This window comes from Caballeronia sp. ATUFL_F1_KS39 (assembly GCF_023630985.1).
Taxonomy (GTDB): domain Bacteria; phylum Pseudomonadota; class Gammaproteobacteria; order Burkholderiales; family Burkholderiaceae; genus Caballeronia; species Caballeronia zhejiangensis.
The window spans coordinates 63,114-76,956 of the sequence record NZ_JALQDZ010000022.1; the positions used below are offsets into that span (position 1 = coordinate 63,114).

Consider the following 13,843-nt stretch of genomic DNA (forward strand, 5'->3'; position numbering starts at 1 on the left):
CGCATAACGGCGGGTTAATAGCCTAATCGAATAACGACAGGCACCCGCTCAGGGAGGAGAAGCGGGGAGTCCGGCGGCAAGCGCCTCGCTCGATCGGTATGATATACCATTGTCTCAAAGCGGTTTCAGACGCAGCCAAGTGCTTGTTCGGCAAGGGTTTAGGCGTCTCGGAACACGTTTTCGACCTCCCCTGAAGACCACCCAAATTCGAGTCGAAATATGAGCTTCTATCCTCACCATCGCCCGCGCCGGATGCGCCGCGATGACTTCTCGCGCCGTCTGATGCGCGAAAACATCCTCACGACGAACGACCTCATCTATCCCGTGTTCATCGTCGAAGGTACGAATGTGCGGCAGGCCGTGCCGTCGATGCCCGGCGTCGAGCGCACGTCCGTCGATTTGCTGATGAAAGTCGCCGAGCAATGCGTCGAACTTGGCGTGCCGGTGCTGTCGCTGTTCCCGGCGATCGAACCGTCGATCAAGACGCCCGATGGCCGCGAAGCCACGAATCCGGACGGTCTCATTCCGCGCGCCGTGCGCGAGCTGAAGAAGAACTTCCCGATGCTCGGCGTGCTGACCGACGTCGCGCTCGATCCGTACACGAGCCACGGCCAGGACGGCGTGCTCGACGAAGAAGGCTACGTGAAGAACGACGAAACGAGCGAAATTCTCGTCGAGCAGGCGCGCACCCAAGCTGAAGCGGGCGTGGATATCGTCGCGCCGTCGGACATGATGGACGGGCGCATCGGCGCGATCCGCGAGATGCTCGAAAGCGAAAGCCACATCCACACGCGCATCATGGCGTATGCGGCGAAGTACGCGTCGGCATTCTACGGCCCGTTCCGTGACGCCGTCGGTTCCGCAGCGAATCTCGGCAAGAGCAACAAGATGACGTATCAGATGGACCCGGCCAACTCCGACGAAGCGATGCGCGAAGTGCGCATGGACATCGAGGAAGGCGCGGACATGGTGATGGTCAAGCCGGGCATGCCGTACCTCGACATCGTGCGGCGCGTGAAGGACGAGTTCCGCTTCCCGACGTACGCGTATCAGGTGAGCGGCGAGTACGCGATGATCAAGGCGGCCGCGCAGAACGGCTGGATCGATCACGACAAGGTCATGATGGAAGCGCTGCTCGCGTTCAAGCGCGCGGGCGCGGACGGCGTGCTGACGTACTTCGCGCTGGATGCGGCGCGGATCATTCGCGCTTCCGTGTAAGCGCCAAAAGGGCGATGCGAGTGCATCGCCCTTTTTTTATCCGTTCAGTTTATCGAGACTCTTCAGAAACGTATCCGCCGATTCATACCCGACCACGCGCGCGACTTCGTTGCCCTGCGCATCGAAGAAGATGATTCCCGGCGGCCCGAAAAGCTTGAAGCGCTTGAGGAGAATTTGATCGTTCGTGTTGTTGGCGGTCACGTCCGCGCGCAGAAGATTCAGTTGCGCGAGGCGCGCTTGCACACGGGCGTCGGAGAAAGTCAGCTTCTCCATTTCCTTGCACGACACGCACCAGTCCGCGTAGAAATCGAGCATCGCGGGACGCGCCGCCGCTTTGACCGCCGAGTCCAGTTCCGCCGATGAACGCACCGGCGCGAAGATCAGGCCCTGCGATCGCGCATTCGCCGACGGCTCGCTGCGGGAAGCCAGCACGGCGAGCGGGCGCAGCGGATCTGTCGAACCCGCCGCCAATCCGACGAGCAGCGTCGCCGCCCAGATCGCGAATGCCGCTCCGAGCCCGCGCCCGAGCCGCTTCCACACACCGACAGGCGCCGCCGCGCCCGACGAGAACAATCCGAGCGATGCCGCCGCGATCAGCAGCCATAGCGCCGCGAGCAGCATCTGCGCAACGCCGCCGATGACCGGCCAGACGATCCACAGCGCGGCCGCGAGCAGCACGACGCCGAAGAAGACCTTCACGCCGTCCATCCACGCACCGGCGCGCGGCAGAACCGAACCCGCGCCGAGCCCGATGACGAGCAGCGGCACGCCCAGTCCGATGCCCATTGCGAAGAGCGCGGCGCCGCCGAGCGCAGCGTTGCCGGTGTGCGCGATGAACGCGAGCACCGCGAAAAGTGGCGCAGTCATGCACGCGCCGACCACGAGCGCGGACAGCGCGCCCATCGCCGCGACTGCCGCGAACTTGCCGCCGCTGCGCTTCTGCGATGCTTCGTTGACGCCCGCTTGCCAGCGCGCGGGCAGCGCGATATCGACGCCCGAGATCAACGCGATGGCGAACGCCGCGAGCAGCAGGCCGAACGCGCCGAGCACCCACGGGTTCTGCAGCCACGCGCCGAGGCTTTGTCCGATCAACGCGGCAGCGACGCCGAGCGCGGTATAGACGAGCGCCATGCCGATCACGTACGAAACCGACAATGCGAATCCGCGCGAACGCGTCACACGCGCGCCTTCGCCGACGATGATCGCGGACAGAATCGGGATCATCGGATACGAGCATGGCAGGAGGCTCAGTACCATGCCGGCAAGGAAATAGAGTCCGACGACTGTGAAGAATCCGCCGCCCTCGAGCATCGATTGCGCGTAGTCGGCGCTGGTCGCGCGCTCGAACCAAGTGTCGCCGGTGTTTGCGCTCGTCGTCGCGGTCGGTGCCGCGCCCGCGGGCTGGAGCGCGTCGCCGCGCACACGATAGGCCTTCTCCATCGGCGGATAGCAGATGCCGCCATCCGCGCAACCCTGCGACGTCACCGCGAGCTCGAACGGCCCGTTCGCTTTCGTCACCGGAATACGGATGATCAGTTCGCCGCGATACGTCTCGACGTCCTTGTTGAACGTCTGATCGAAATGAACTTTGCCCGCCGGAAGTTGCGCCGCGCCGATGGTCGCGTCGCCGCTCTTCACCGCGAACGCGAAACGCTCACGGTACATGTAGTAGCCGTCGGCGATCTTGTAGCGCACGTCCACTTCGCCCGGCTTTTCGGATGCGCTGAATTTGAACGCGACGTCGGGCTCGAGGAAATCGTCGGCTGCGCGCGCGGCGCCCGACAGCAGCGCGAACGCCGCCAGGAAGAGAAACGCGCCGAAAAGTCGCCGCGTGACAAGGCGAGAAAACTCAAACATGAAGAGGACGCTGCGTTTCTGCGTTGACCCACTGGCCGTATCCCGGCGATGCATCGACCTGCCAGACGAGGATTTCGGGCGTTTCATATGGATGTCGAGCCTCGACGAAGCGCTGCAATTCTGCGCTGCGCGCGACGCTCGTCTTGAACAACAACTGCACTTCCTGCGACGACTCCAGCACGCCCTTCCAGTGATATTGCGACGACACGGCGCCGAGATTCGTCACGCACGCCGCGAGCCGCGCGTCCAGCGCCGCTTGCGCGAGCGCATCGGCTGCGGCGGCGTCGGGCAGCGTGGACAGCATCAAAACGACGGGGACGTTCACTCGGCGTGCTCCGAGAGGTTAATTGCGTATCGTAGCATCGGCGGCTGACACTCACTTTTACGCCTCGGCGCGCTGAAATGTCGCAGCCAGAAAGCAAAAAGGCCAAGCTCTAAGCCTGGCCTTTCTGGTAACAACCGAAAACGGGATTTATTCCGCTTCTTGCACTTCTTCCGTCTCTTCGACTTCCGGGCGATCCATCAGTTGGACCAGCGCCATCGGGGCGTTATCGCCGACGCGGAAACCGAACTTCAGGATGCTCAGGTAGCCGCCCGGGCGGTTCGCGTAGCGCGGGCCGAGGACGTCGAACAGCTTCGCGACGGAATCACGATCGCGCAGGCGGTTGAACGCCAGACGACGGTTCGCGAGCGACGGCTTCTTGCCCAGCGTGATGAGGGGCTCGACGACCTTGCGCAGTTCCTTGGCCTTCGGCAGCGTCGTCTTGATGACTTCGTGCTCGATCAGCGAGTTCGACATATTGCGGAGCATTGCCAGACGATGGCTGCTCGTGCGGTTCAGTTTCCGCAGACCATGCTTATGACGCATTTCAGTTCCTTTAACGAGTTTTGATCCAGCTCTTCTATTGCACCCTAATTTGCGTGCACGGGCCGGTCAGGTAAAAGCAAGACGCGGATTTTAAAGCAAAATCCGCGTCTTTGCCAAGTTACGCGACTGCGTTTGGTATTACTTGTCCAACCCGGCCGGCGGCCAGTTTTCGAGCTTCATACCAAGCGTCAGACCGCGCGACGCCAGCACTTCCTTGATTTCGTTCAGCGACTTGCGGCCGAGGTTCGGCGTCTTCAGCAGCTCGTTTTCCGTGCGCTGGATCAGGTCGCCGATGTAGTAGATGTTCTCGGCCTTCAGGCAGTTCGCCGAGCGAACCGTGAGTTCAAGATCGTCCACCGGACGCAGCAAGATCGGGTCGATCTGCGGTGCGCGCGACGGTGCTTCTGCTGCCGCTTCCGTGCCTTCCAGTGCGGCGAACACCGACAACTGATCGACCAGAATGCGAGCCGACTGGCGGATCGCTTCTTCCGGCGAAATCACGCCGTTGGTCTCGATGTTCATCACGAGCTTGTCGAGGTCGGTGCGCTGTTCGACACGTGCGCTTTCGACGGCGTAGCTCACGCGGCGAACCGGCGAGAACGACGCGTCCAGCACGATGCGGCCGATGATCTTGGCCGACTCTTCGCCATAGCGACGCACGTTGCCCGGCACGTAGCCGCGGCCCTTTTCGATCTTGATCTGAACGTCGAGCTTGCCGCCCTTCGACAGGTGAGCGATCACGTGTTCCGGATTGATGACCTCGCAGTCGTGCGCGAGTTCGATATCGCCGGCCGTGACAACGCCTTCGCCTTCCTTGCGCAGCGTCACCGTGACTTCGTCCCGGTTGTGCAGCTTGAAGACGACACCCTTCAGGTTCAACAGCAGGTTGACCACATCCTCTTGCACACCATCGAGCGTCGAGTATTCGTGCACGACGCCTGCGATCGTCACTTCGGTCGGCGCGTAGCCGATCATCGACGACAGCAGCACGCGCCGAAGCGCGTTACCCAAGGTGTGGCCATAGCCGCGTTCGAACGGCTCCATAACCACTTTCGCATGGTTCTCACCAAGCGATTCAACTGCAATGATCTTGGGCTTCAACAAACTGGTTTGCATAGGTTTTCCTTTTCAATACCCTCGGCTCGTTACACCGATAAGGCTGACCGGTGACAACCTGAAAATAAACAGCCGAGGCCACCTCTTGCCACGAGCAATCAGGCTCCCCGGCTGTCCATCCATTACCGCCGCGATTAACGCGAATACAATTCGACGATCAGGCTTTCGTTGATGTCGCCGGCGATGTCGCTACGCTCGGGCATCGACTTGAACGTGCCTTCGAACTTCTTCTCGTCGACCGACACCCAGCTCGGCATGCCGCCTTGCTGCGCCAGCGAGAGAGCTTCGACGATACGAGCCTGCTTGCGCGACTGCTCGCGCACGGACACGACGTCGCCCGACTTCACTTGCAGCGACGGGATGTTCGCGACTTGGCCGTTCACCATGATCGCCTTGTGGCTCACGAGCTGACGTGCTTCAGCGCGCGTCGAGCCGAAGCCCATGCGATACACGACGTTGTCGAGACGCGACTCGAGCAATTGCAGCAGGTTTTCGCCCGTCGGGCCCTTGCGGCGGTCGGCTTCAGCGAAGTAGCGGCGGAACTGACGCTCCAGCACACCGTAGATACGCTTCACTTTCTGCTTTTCGCGCAACTGGGTACCGTAGTCGGACGTACGCGCGCCCGAGGTGCGGCCGTGCTGGCCGGGCTTGCTGTCGAGCTTGCACTTGTCGGCGAGGGAGCGGCGTGCGCTCTTCAGGAACAGATCAGTGCCTTCACGGCGGGACAGCTTTGCTTTGGGACCGGTATAGCGTGCCACGTTGCATCCTTAAATATTGATCACGCAAACTTCCGTTGAACTTCAGTCTGCGCTAGTCCGAACCCTTTGGGCCGAACGGTGGGCTTAGTCAAAACTTACTAACGCACGAAACCCGCCGATACTCGCGCATCGACAGGCAACATGCGGTTGCGTCGACGTATTAGATACGACGGCGCTTCGGCGGACGGCAGCCGTTGTGCGGGACCGGCGTCACGTCGGAGATCGCGGTGATCTTGATGCCAAGACCATGCAACGCGCGCACCGCCGATTCGCGGCCAGGACCGGGGCCCTTGATCCGCACTTCGAGGTTCTTCACGCCGTATTCCATTGCCACGCGACCAGCCGATTCGGCTGCGACCTGAGCTGCGAAGGGCGTCGACTTACGCGAGCCCTTGAAGCCCTGACCACCCGAGGTCGCCCATGCCAGCGCGTTACCTTGACGGTCGGTGATCGTGATAATGGTGTTGTTGAACGACGCGTGAACGTGAACCACGCCCTCGGCGACGTTCTTCTTGACCTTCTTGCGAACGCGTTGCGCCGCGGAGTTGTTCGAAGCCTTAGCCATTACGTTTTCCTGTAACTGTCAGTTCCGCTTACTTCTTCAGCGATTGCGCTGCACGACGCGGACCCTTGCGCGTACGGGCATTCGTGCGCGTACGCTGGCCACGCAGGGGCAGGCCCTTGCGGTGGCGCATGCCGCGGTAGCAACCCAAGTCCATCAGGCGCTTGATGTTCATCGTCACTTCACGGCGCAGGTCGCCTTCGACGATGAACTTGCCCACTTCGTCACGCAGCTTTTCGAGGTCTGCGTCGGTAAGGTCTTTGACCTTCTTCGAAAATTCCACGCCAGCAGCGGTGCAGATGCCACGCGAACGCGTGCGGCCGATGCCGAAGATTGCCGTCAGGCCGATCTCGGTATGCTGGTGATTCGGGATGTTAACCCCTGCGATACGAGCCATTGTTTTTCCTCAAACAAAAAGCGCAAGCAAAAGCGCGGCGTTCAGCCTTGACGCTGTTTGTGGCGCGGATCAGAGCTGCAAATCACGCGCACAACGCCCTTGCGCTTGATGATCTTGCAATTGCGGCAAATGCGCTTAACCGATGCCATCACTTTCATGATATTACCCTTTTTTCAAATCACTTCGCCCGGAACACGATCCGTGCACGAGACAGATCGTAAGGCGTCAATTCAACCGTAACCTTGTCGCCCGGCAGGATGCGGATGTAGTGCATCCGCATCTTTCCGGAAATATGTCCCAGGACGACATGGCCATTTTCCAATTTCACCCGGAAAGTAGCGTTGGGAAGGTTTTCGATGACCTCACCCTGCATCTGGATAACATCGTCTTTGGCCATAGTCCTTATTAACGCATCGGGACGTTGCCACCCTTGAAGTTTGCCTTCTTGAGCAGCGATTCATATTGTTGCGACATAACGTACGACTGCACCTGAGCCATGAAGTCCATCGTGACGACGACAATGATCAGCAGCGACGTTCCACCAAAATAAAACGGCACGTTCCAGCGCAACACCAGAAACTCAGGCAGCAGGCACACGAATACGATGTAGATCGCACCAGCCAGCGTAAGACGCGTGAGGATGCGGTCGATATATCGTGCAGTCTGATCGCCCGGACGGATACCCGGAACGAAAGCACCGCTCTTCTTCAAGTTGTCGGCGGTCTCCCGGCTGTTGAACACCAATGCGGTGTAGAAGAAGCAGAAGAAGACGATCGCCAACGCATACAGCAGCACGTACACCGGTTGACCGGGCTTCAGCGCCTCGGCCACGTTGTGCAGCGTGTTCGCGAACCAGTTGGTGCGCGTACCCGAACTGAACCAGTTCAGGATGGTTGCCGGGAAGAGGATGATCGACGACGCGAAGATCGGCGGAATCACACCCGACATGTTCAACTTCAGCGGCAGATGAGACGACTGTCCGCCGTAAATCTTGTTACCGACCTGGCGCTTCGCATAGTTCACGAGGATCTTGCGCTGACCGCGTTCGATGAACACGACCAGATACGTGACCGCCGCGATCAAGACCACGATGATGATCGCCGAGATGATGCTCATCGAACCGGTGCGAACCAGTTCGAACAGACCACCGATCGCGTTCGGGAAACCCGCTGCGATACCACCGAAGATGATGATCGAGATGCCGTTGCCGAGACCACGCTCCGTGATCTGCTCACCGAGCCACATCAGGAACATCGTGCCCGTCACGAGCGTGACGACCGTCGTCAGCCGGAACACCATGCCGGGGTCCAGCACCAGAGCCGGCTGGTTTTCCAGCGCGACCGCGATACCGAACGCCTGGAAGGTCGCCAGAACCACCGTGAAGATACGCGTGTACTGCGTGATCTTACGTTGTCCCGCCTGCCCTTCCTTCTTCAGCGCCTCCATCTGCGGCGACACGATCGACAGCAACTGCATGATGATCGACGCCGAAATGTAGGGCATGATGCCCAGCGCAAAGATCGTGAACCGCGACAGTGCGCCACCCGAGAACATGTTGAACATGCCAAGGATGCCGCCCGACTGGCTCTGGAACAGCTTCGCCAGTTGATCCGGATCGATGCCGGGCACCGGAATATGCGCCCCAATGCGGTAGACGATCAGCGCAAGCAGCAGGAACACTGCACGCCGGCGCAGATCGCCGAATTTCGCCGCGCTTCGACCGGTTTTTGCGAGACTCGGGCTGTTAGCCAAGTACCTTCTCCGATGCTAGTGCTAGTAACGGCGAAAGCGCGTTACTCGGCGAAAGAGCCGCCAGCGGCTTCGATTGCCTCACGGGCGCCCTTCGTTGCCGTCAGGCCCTTCACCGTGACCTTGCGCGTGATCTCGCCGGTCTTGATGATCTTCGCGCTCTTGATGAGCTCGCCGACCAGACCCGCTTGCTTCAACGCCAACAGATCGATTTCGTCGACCGGCAGCTTCTCGAGATCAGCCAGGCGCACTTCACCGACGAATTCCTTCGTCAGCGAGGTGAAGCCGCGCTTCGGCAGACGACGCTGCAGAGGCATCTGACCGCCTTCGAAGCCGACCTTGTGAAAGCCGCCCGAACGCGATTTCTGACCCTTGTGGCCGCGGCCAGCGGTCTTGCCGAGGCCCGAACCGATACCGCGACCGACGCGACGCTTAGCGTGCTTCGCGCCTTCCGCCGGCTTCAGGTTATTCAATTCCATGTTCAACTCCTTGGATCCGTAGGTCGCGCTTAGGCGATGACCTTAACGAGGTACGAGACCTTGTTGATCATCCCGCGCACTGCCGGCGTGTCCTGCAGCTCGGAAACCGAGTTCAGGCGACGCAGGCCGAGGCCACGCACCGTTGCGCGGTGCGATTCGCGGGTCCCGATCAGGCTCTTGACGAGCTGAACCTTGACAGTTTTTTCAGACATGGTGACCACCTTAGCCCAGAATGTCTTCGACGGACTTACCACGCTTCGCAGCGATGTCTGCCGGGGTCGACTGCTTGCGCAGGCCGTCCAGCGTCGCACGAACGAGGTTGTACGGGTTCGTCGAACCGTGGCTCTTGGCCACAACGTTTTGAACGCCCATCACGTCGAACACTGCGCGCATCGGGCCGCCAGCGATCACGCCGGTACCGTCCTTCGCCGGAGCGAGGAGAACCGCCGATGCGCCGTGCTTGCCGTGCACTTCGTGTTGCAGCGTGCCGTTCTTCAGGGGCACCTTGAACATGTTGCGGCGGGCCTGCTCCATTGCCTTTTGAACGGCAACCGGAACTTCCTTGGCCTTGCCCTTGCCCATGCCGATTCGGCCGTCACCGTCGCCAACCACGGTCAGTGCGGCGAAGCCGAGAATACGGCCACCCTTCACGACCTTGGTCACGCGGTTGACCGAAATCATCTTTTCGCGCAGGCCGTCGTCGCGTTCGTCAGCCTGAACTTTCGCTTGCATCTTTGCCATGACGAATTCTTCCCTTAGAACTTGAGCCCGGCTTCACGCGCCGCATCAGCCAGCGCCTTCACGCGGCCGTGGTAGCGGAAACCCGAGCGGTCAAAGGCGACGGATTCGATGCCGGCAGCCTTGGCCTTTTCGGCGATACGCTTGCCGATCAAGGTCGCGGCGTTGACGTTGCCGCCCTTGCCCGACTTGTCGGCCAGTTCAGCGCGCACTTCAGCTTCCAGCGTCGAGGCGCTTGCCACGACCTTCGTGCCGCATGCCGAGAACACTTGCGCGTAGATATGCGTATTCGTGCGATGCACGGCCAGACGCGGAACCTGCAGCTCAGCGATCTTGATACGCGTCTGACGAGCGCGGCGCAGGCGAGATTGAGTCTTATCCATGATTGCGCACCCTTACTTCTTCTTCGTTTCTTTGAGGATCACGACCTCGTCGGAATAGCGCACGCCCTTGCCCTTGTACGGCTCGGGCGGACGATAGCCGCGCACTTCTGCTGCGGTCTGTCCGACTTTCTGCTTGTCGATCCCCTTGATCACGATTTCGGTCTGCGACGGGGTTTCAGCCTTGACGCCTTCCGGCATCTGGTGCACCACGGGGTGCGAGAAACCCAGCGACAGGTTCAGCTTGTCGCCTTGCGCTTGCGCACGATAACCGACGCCAACCAGCGTCAGCTTGCGCTCGAAACCCTTGGTGACGCCTTGCACCATGTTCGCCAGGAGGGCGCGCATCGTGCCGGACATCGCGTTCGCTTCGCGGCTTTCATCCGTCGGAGCCAGCTTCAACGTGCCGTCTTCGTTCGTCACGGCAACCAGCTTGTTGACCGGTTGCGAGATCGTGCCGAGCGGACCCTTCACGGTGATGACGTCGCTCTTGATGGCCACTTCCGCGCCTTGCAGCGCGATCGGGCTTTTACCTACTCGAGACATGTTTCTTCTCCTTAGGCGTTAAGCGACGTAGCAGATGACTTCGCCACCGACGCCGTTCTGGCGCGCCTTGCGGTCGGTCATCACACCCTTCGGCGTCGACACGATTGCAACGCCCAGGCCGTTCATCACGGTCGGGATGTCATTGCGACCGCGGTACACGCGCAGACCGGGCTTCGATACGCGCTCGAGGCGCTCGATAACCGGACGGCCAGCGTAGTACTTCAACGCGATGTTCAATTCCGTCTTCGCACCTTCCGACTTGACTGCGAAGTCGTCGATATAACCTTCGTCCTTCAAAACCTGCGCAATCGCAACCTTGACTTTCGACGAGGGCATAGTCACCGAAACCTTCTCGACCATCTGCGCATTGCGGATGCGAGTCAGCATATCGGCGATAGGATCACTCATGCTCATTTATGTTTCTCCTATTACCAGCTCGCCTTGGTCAGGCCAGGGATTTCGCCGCGGAAAGCGATTTCACGAATCTTGCCGCGTGCGAGTCCGAACTTGCGGAACGTGCCACGCGGACGACCCGTGATCGCGCAGCGGTTACGCTTGCGAGTGGGGTTCGAGTTACGCGGCAGTTGTTGCAGTGCCAGACGCGCGAGGTAACGCTCTTCGTCCGACTTGCTTGCGTCGTCGATCACAGCCTTCAGCTCAGCACGCTTCGGAGCGTACTTGGCTGCCAGGCGCGCGCGCTTCTTTTCACGTTCGATCAGTGCCAGTTTAGCCACGGTAACCTCAGTTTCTGAACGGGAACTTGAAGCCGGCGAGCAATGCCTTTGCTTCTTCGTCGGTCTTCGCGGTGGTCGTGATGCTGATGTTCAGCCCACGCAGCGCGTCGATCTTGTCGTAGTCGATTTCGGGGAAAATGATTTGCTCTTTCACACCGATGTTGTAGTTACCACGGCCGTCGAACGCCTTGCCCGACACACCGCGGAAGTCGCGCACGCGAGGCAGCGCAACCGTCACGAAACGGTCCAGGAATTCGTACATGGCATTGCCACGCAGGGTAACCATCGTGCCAATCGGGTAGCCTTCGCGGATCTTGAAACCAGCGATTGCCTTGCGCGACTTGGTGATGACGGGCTTTTGGCCCGCGATCTTCGTGAGGTCACCAACGGCGTGCTCAAGCACCTTCTTGTCAGCGACGGCTTCGCCAAGCCCCATATTCAGGGTGATCTTGGTGAGGCGCGGCACTTCCATAATCGACTTGTAGCCGAACTTTTCAACCAGTTCCGGCACAACCTTTTCTTTGTAAATCTCTTGCAGACGAGCCATTTTTTAACTCCGCGTCAGGCGTTAAGCGTGGCGCCGGTCGACTTCAAGAAGCGAACCTTCTTGCCGTCTTCGACCTTGATGCCCACACGCGATGCCTTGCCATTCGCGTCGACCAATGCGACGTTCGAAATATGCAGCGGCATCGTTTTGGCTTCCACACCGCCCGTCGTACCCTTCATCGGGTTCGGCTTCACGTGCTTCTTGACGAGGTTGATGCCCTCGACGGTGACACGGTCGTCCGCAACGGCCAGCACGGTGCCGCGCTTGCCCTTGTCCTTGCCGGTGGTGACGATGACTTCGTCACCCTTGCGAATCTTGTTCATCGCGACTCCTTACAGCACTTCCGGAGCGAGCGAAACGATCTTCATGAATCGTTCGCTACGCAGTTCACGCGTAACCGGCCCGAAAATACGCGTGCCGATCGGCTCGAGCTTCGTGTTCAGCAGAACGGCGGCATTGCCGTCGAACTTGATGAGCGAGCCATCCTGGCGACGCACGCCCTTGGCCGTACGAACGACCACGGCGTTGTAGATTTCGCCCTTTTTCACGCGTCCGCGCGGCGTCGCTTCCTTGACGGTCACCTTGATGATGTCGCCAATGCTTGCGTAACGACGCTTCGAGCCGCCGAGCACCTTGATGCACATGACTTCACGCGCACCCGTGTTGTCGGCCACTTCAAGCCGAGTTTCGGTCTGGATCATGGTTTATCTTTCCCAACTTAATCCGATTGCACCACCATGGCACAGCCGGTCAGTCTTGGTCCCGTCAGCCAAATGGCTGCTTGGGTTAGAACAGGCAGCAACGGCAGACGAAACCCGCCATCGCAATCCGGTGAATCTGTCGACTCAGGCTAGCGCCCGAACCGGCTTCCCCCACCAATTTCGCCCGCGACGGGGCTCCCACAAAGAGGGAAGACCGAGATTATAACAAATAATCCCGGTCTTGCAAGCGAAACTTACTGCGATACAACTACTTACAGCATCGCGGCACTACAACTTCAGCTTTAGATCACGCGAGCCGCTTCTACCAGCTTCGACACAACCCAGGCCTTCGTCTTCGAAATCGGACGAGTTTCCTGGATTTCGACGAGATCGCCTTCGTTGTACGTGTTCGCGTCGTCATGCGCGTGGTACTTCTTCGAACGCACGACGTACTTGCCGTAGATCGGATGCTTCACGCGGTGCTCGACCAGCACGGTGACCGTCTTGTCCATCTTGTTGCTGACGACCTTGCCGACCAGCGTCCGCTTGAGCGAGGTTTTTACGCTATCGTTCATTTCTGGTTCGCCTTCTCGGTCATGACGGTACGCACGCGTGCGATGTCGCGACGGACCTTCTTCAGCTGGCTCGTGTTCGTGAGCTGCTGGGTCGCGAGCTGCATACGCAAGCCAAATTGCGCCTTGAGCAGATCCGACAGCTCCTTGTTGAGCGCGGCCTGGTCTTTTTGGCGAAGTTCAGTTGCCTTCATCATTTACTCCTTAGGCGCCGAGCTGACGGACCACGAAGTTCGTCTTGAGCGGCAGCTTGGCTGCCGCCAGACGGAACGCTTCGCGCGCCAGTTCTTCGGAGACACCGTCCATTTCGTACAGCATCTTGCCCGGTTGAATTTCAGCGACGTAGTACTCAGGGTTACCCTTACCGTTACCCATACGCACTTCGGCCGGCTTTTGAGAAATCGGCTTGTCCGGGAAGATACGGATCCAGATCCGGCCGCCACGCTTGATGTGACGCGTCATTGCACGACGCGCCGCTTCGATTTGACGCGCGGTCAAACGGCCGCGACCGATAGCCTTCAGACCGTATTCACCGAACGACACCGCGTTGCCGCGCGTCGCCTTACCGGTGTTACGACCTTTCTGCTCTTTGCGATACTTTCTGCGTTTCGGTTGCAGCAT

24 protein-coding genes are annotated in these 13,843 nt (G+C 60.0%); 1 reads left to right on the forward strand and 23 read right to left on the reverse strand.

Annotated elements, in window-relative coordinates:
* Positions 1-219: 219 nt before the first annotated feature.
* Entirely contained in the window at positions 220-1,218 is a 999-nt protein-coding gene (gene hemB / locus NCR93_RS12545) for a porphobilinogen synthase (protein WP_008344053.1), read from the forward strand.
* Positions 1,219-1,254: 36 nt separating this feature from the next.
* On the opposite strand, the gene dsbD is transcribed toward hemB, so the two are convergent.
* From dsbD to rplP, 23 genes are all read right to left on the reverse strand, one after another.
* Entirely contained in the window at positions 1,255-3,075 is a 1,821-nt protein-coding gene (gene dsbD, locus NCR93_RS12550; RefSeq protein ID WP_008344051.1) for a protein-disulfide reductase DsbD, read from the reverse strand.
* The gene (gene cutA, locus NCR93_RS12555) at positions 3,068-3,400 is read right to left on the reverse strand and encodes a divalent-cation tolerance protein CutA (RefSeq protein WP_008344049.1); all 333 of its coding nucleotides are present in this window, start codon (positions 3,398-3,400) and stop codon (positions 3,068-3,070) included. The genes dsbD and cutA overlap by 8 nt, the downstream gene beginning before the upstream one ends.
* A 147-nt stretch (positions 3,401-3,547) precedes the next feature.
* Positions 3,548-3,943: a 50S ribosomal protein L17 gene (gene rplQ / locus NCR93_RS12560; protein ID WP_008344047.1), complete on the reverse strand. Its 396-nt coding sequence runs from the start codon at positions 3,941-3,943 to the stop codon at positions 3,548-3,550.
* Between the two features lie 138 nt (positions 3,944-4,081).
* The gene (locus NCR93_RS12565) at positions 4,082-5,059 is read right to left on the reverse strand and encodes a DNA-directed RNA polymerase subunit alpha (protein ID WP_008344045.1); all 978 of its coding nucleotides are present in this window, start codon (positions 5,057-5,059) and stop codon (positions 4,082-4,084) included.
* A 134-nt stretch (positions 5,060-5,193) separates the two neighbouring features.
* Entirely contained in the window at positions 5,194-5,817 is a 624-nt protein-coding gene (rpsD, locus tag NCR93_RS12570; protein WP_008344042.1) for a 30S ribosomal protein S4, read from the reverse strand.
* 160 nt (positions 5,818-5,977) lie between these two features.
* Positions 5,978-6,382, reverse strand: coding sequence for a 30S ribosomal protein S11 (gene rpsK / locus NCR93_RS12575; protein WP_006052224.1), 405 nt, complete (start codon positions 6,380-6,382; stop codon positions 5,978-5,980).
* Between the two features lie 28 nt (positions 6,383-6,410).
* Positions 6,411-6,776, reverse strand: coding sequence for a 30S ribosomal protein S13 (rpsM, locus tag NCR93_RS12580; protein WP_008344037.1), 366 nt, complete (start codon positions 6,774-6,776; stop codon positions 6,411-6,413).
* A 41-nt stretch (positions 6,777-6,817) separates the two neighbouring features.
* Positions 6,818-6,934, reverse strand: coding sequence for a 50S ribosomal protein L36 (gene rpmJ, locus NCR93_RS12585; protein ID WP_004199844.1), 117 nt, complete (start codon positions 6,932-6,934; stop codon positions 6,818-6,820).
* Between the two features lie 20 nt (positions 6,935-6,954).
* Positions 6,955-7,173, reverse strand: a complete 219-nt coding sequence (infA, locus tag NCR93_RS12590) for a translation initiation factor IF-1 (RefSeq protein WP_004521905.1) — start codon at positions 7,171-7,173, stop codon at positions 6,955-6,957.
* 8 nt (positions 7,174-7,181) lie between these two features.
* Positions 7,182-8,528 carry a preprotein translocase subunit SecY gene (gene secY / locus NCR93_RS12595; protein ID WP_008343935.1) on the reverse strand — a complete coding sequence of 449 codons (1,347 nt, stop codon included), beginning with the start codon at positions 8,526-8,528 and terminating at the stop codon, positions 7,182-7,184.
* A 41-nt stretch (positions 8,529-8,569) separates the two neighbouring features.
* Positions 8,570-9,004, reverse strand: coding sequence for a 50S ribosomal protein L15 (rplO, locus tag NCR93_RS12600; RefSeq protein ID WP_008343934.1), 435 nt, complete (start codon positions 9,002-9,004; stop codon positions 8,570-8,572).
* 29 nt (positions 9,005-9,033) lie between these two features.
* Entirely contained in the window at positions 9,034-9,216 is a 183-nt protein-coding gene (gene rpmD, locus NCR93_RS12605; protein ID WP_006400644.1) for a 50S ribosomal protein L30, read from the reverse strand.
* A gap of 10 nt (positions 9,217-9,226) precedes the next feature.
* Positions 9,227-9,745 carry a 30S ribosomal protein S5 gene (gene rpsE, locus NCR93_RS12610; RefSeq protein ID WP_008343875.1) on the reverse strand — a complete coding sequence of 173 codons (519 nt, stop codon included), beginning with the start codon at positions 9,743-9,745 and terminating at the stop codon, positions 9,227-9,229.
* Between the two features lie 14 nt (positions 9,746-9,759).
* Positions 9,760-10,125, reverse strand: coding sequence for a 50S ribosomal protein L18 (gene rplR / locus NCR93_RS12615; RefSeq protein WP_008343872.1), 366 nt, complete (start codon positions 10,123-10,125; stop codon positions 9,760-9,762).
* 12 nt (positions 10,126-10,137) lie between these two features.
* A complete protein-coding gene (gene rplF, locus NCR93_RS12620) occupies positions 10,138-10,668 on the reverse strand; it encodes a 50S ribosomal protein L6 (protein WP_008343868.1) in 531 nt (176 codons plus the stop codon).
* 18 nt (positions 10,669-10,686) lie between these two features.
* Positions 10,687-11,082: a 30S ribosomal protein S8 gene (gene rpsH, locus NCR93_RS12625; protein ID WP_008343866.1), complete on the reverse strand. Its 396-nt coding sequence runs from the start codon at positions 11,080-11,082 to the stop codon at positions 10,687-10,689.
* Between the two features lie 14 nt (positions 11,083-11,096).
* Positions 11,097-11,402 carry a 30S ribosomal protein S14 gene (gene rpsN, locus NCR93_RS12630; RefSeq protein ID WP_008343864.1) on the reverse strand — a complete coding sequence of 102 codons (306 nt, stop codon included), beginning with the start codon at positions 11,400-11,402 and terminating at the stop codon, positions 11,097-11,099.
* Between the two features lie 7 nt (positions 11,403-11,409).
* Positions 11,410-11,949 (reverse strand): 50S ribosomal protein L5, encoded by a 540-nt coding sequence (rplE, locus tag NCR93_RS12635; RefSeq protein ID WP_008343862.1) that lies wholly within the window; start codon positions 11,947-11,949, stop codon positions 11,410-11,412.
* 14 nt (positions 11,950-11,963) lie between these two features.
* On the reverse strand, positions 11,964-12,272 hold the full coding sequence (gene rplX, locus NCR93_RS12640) for a 50S ribosomal protein L24 (protein ID WP_008343860.1): 309 nt from the start codon (positions 12,270-12,272) through the stop codon (positions 11,964-11,966).
* A 9-nt stretch (positions 12,273-12,281) separates the two neighbouring features.
* The gene (rplN, locus tag NCR93_RS12645; protein WP_006998478.1) at positions 12,282-12,650 is read right to left on the reverse strand and encodes a 50S ribosomal protein L14; all 369 of its coding nucleotides are present in this window, start codon (positions 12,648-12,650) and stop codon (positions 12,282-12,284) included.
* Positions 12,651-12,952: 302 nt separating this feature from the next.
* The gene (gene rpsQ / locus NCR93_RS12650) at positions 12,953-13,225 is read right to left on the reverse strand and encodes a 30S ribosomal protein S17 (RefSeq protein ID WP_008343854.1); all 273 of its coding nucleotides are present in this window, start codon (positions 13,223-13,225) and stop codon (positions 12,953-12,955) included.
* Positions 13,222-13,416, reverse strand: coding sequence for a 50S ribosomal protein L29 (gene rpmC / locus NCR93_RS12655; RefSeq protein WP_008343853.1), 195 nt, complete (start codon positions 13,414-13,416; stop codon positions 13,222-13,224). Before rpmC ends, rpsQ begins: the two co-directional genes overlap by 4 nt.
* 10 nt (positions 13,417-13,426) lie before the next feature.
* The gene (rplP, locus tag NCR93_RS12660) at positions 13,427-13,843 is read right to left on the reverse strand and encodes a 50S ribosomal protein L16 (RefSeq protein WP_008343852.1); all 417 of its coding nucleotides are present in this window, start codon (positions 13,841-13,843) and stop codon (positions 13,427-13,429) included.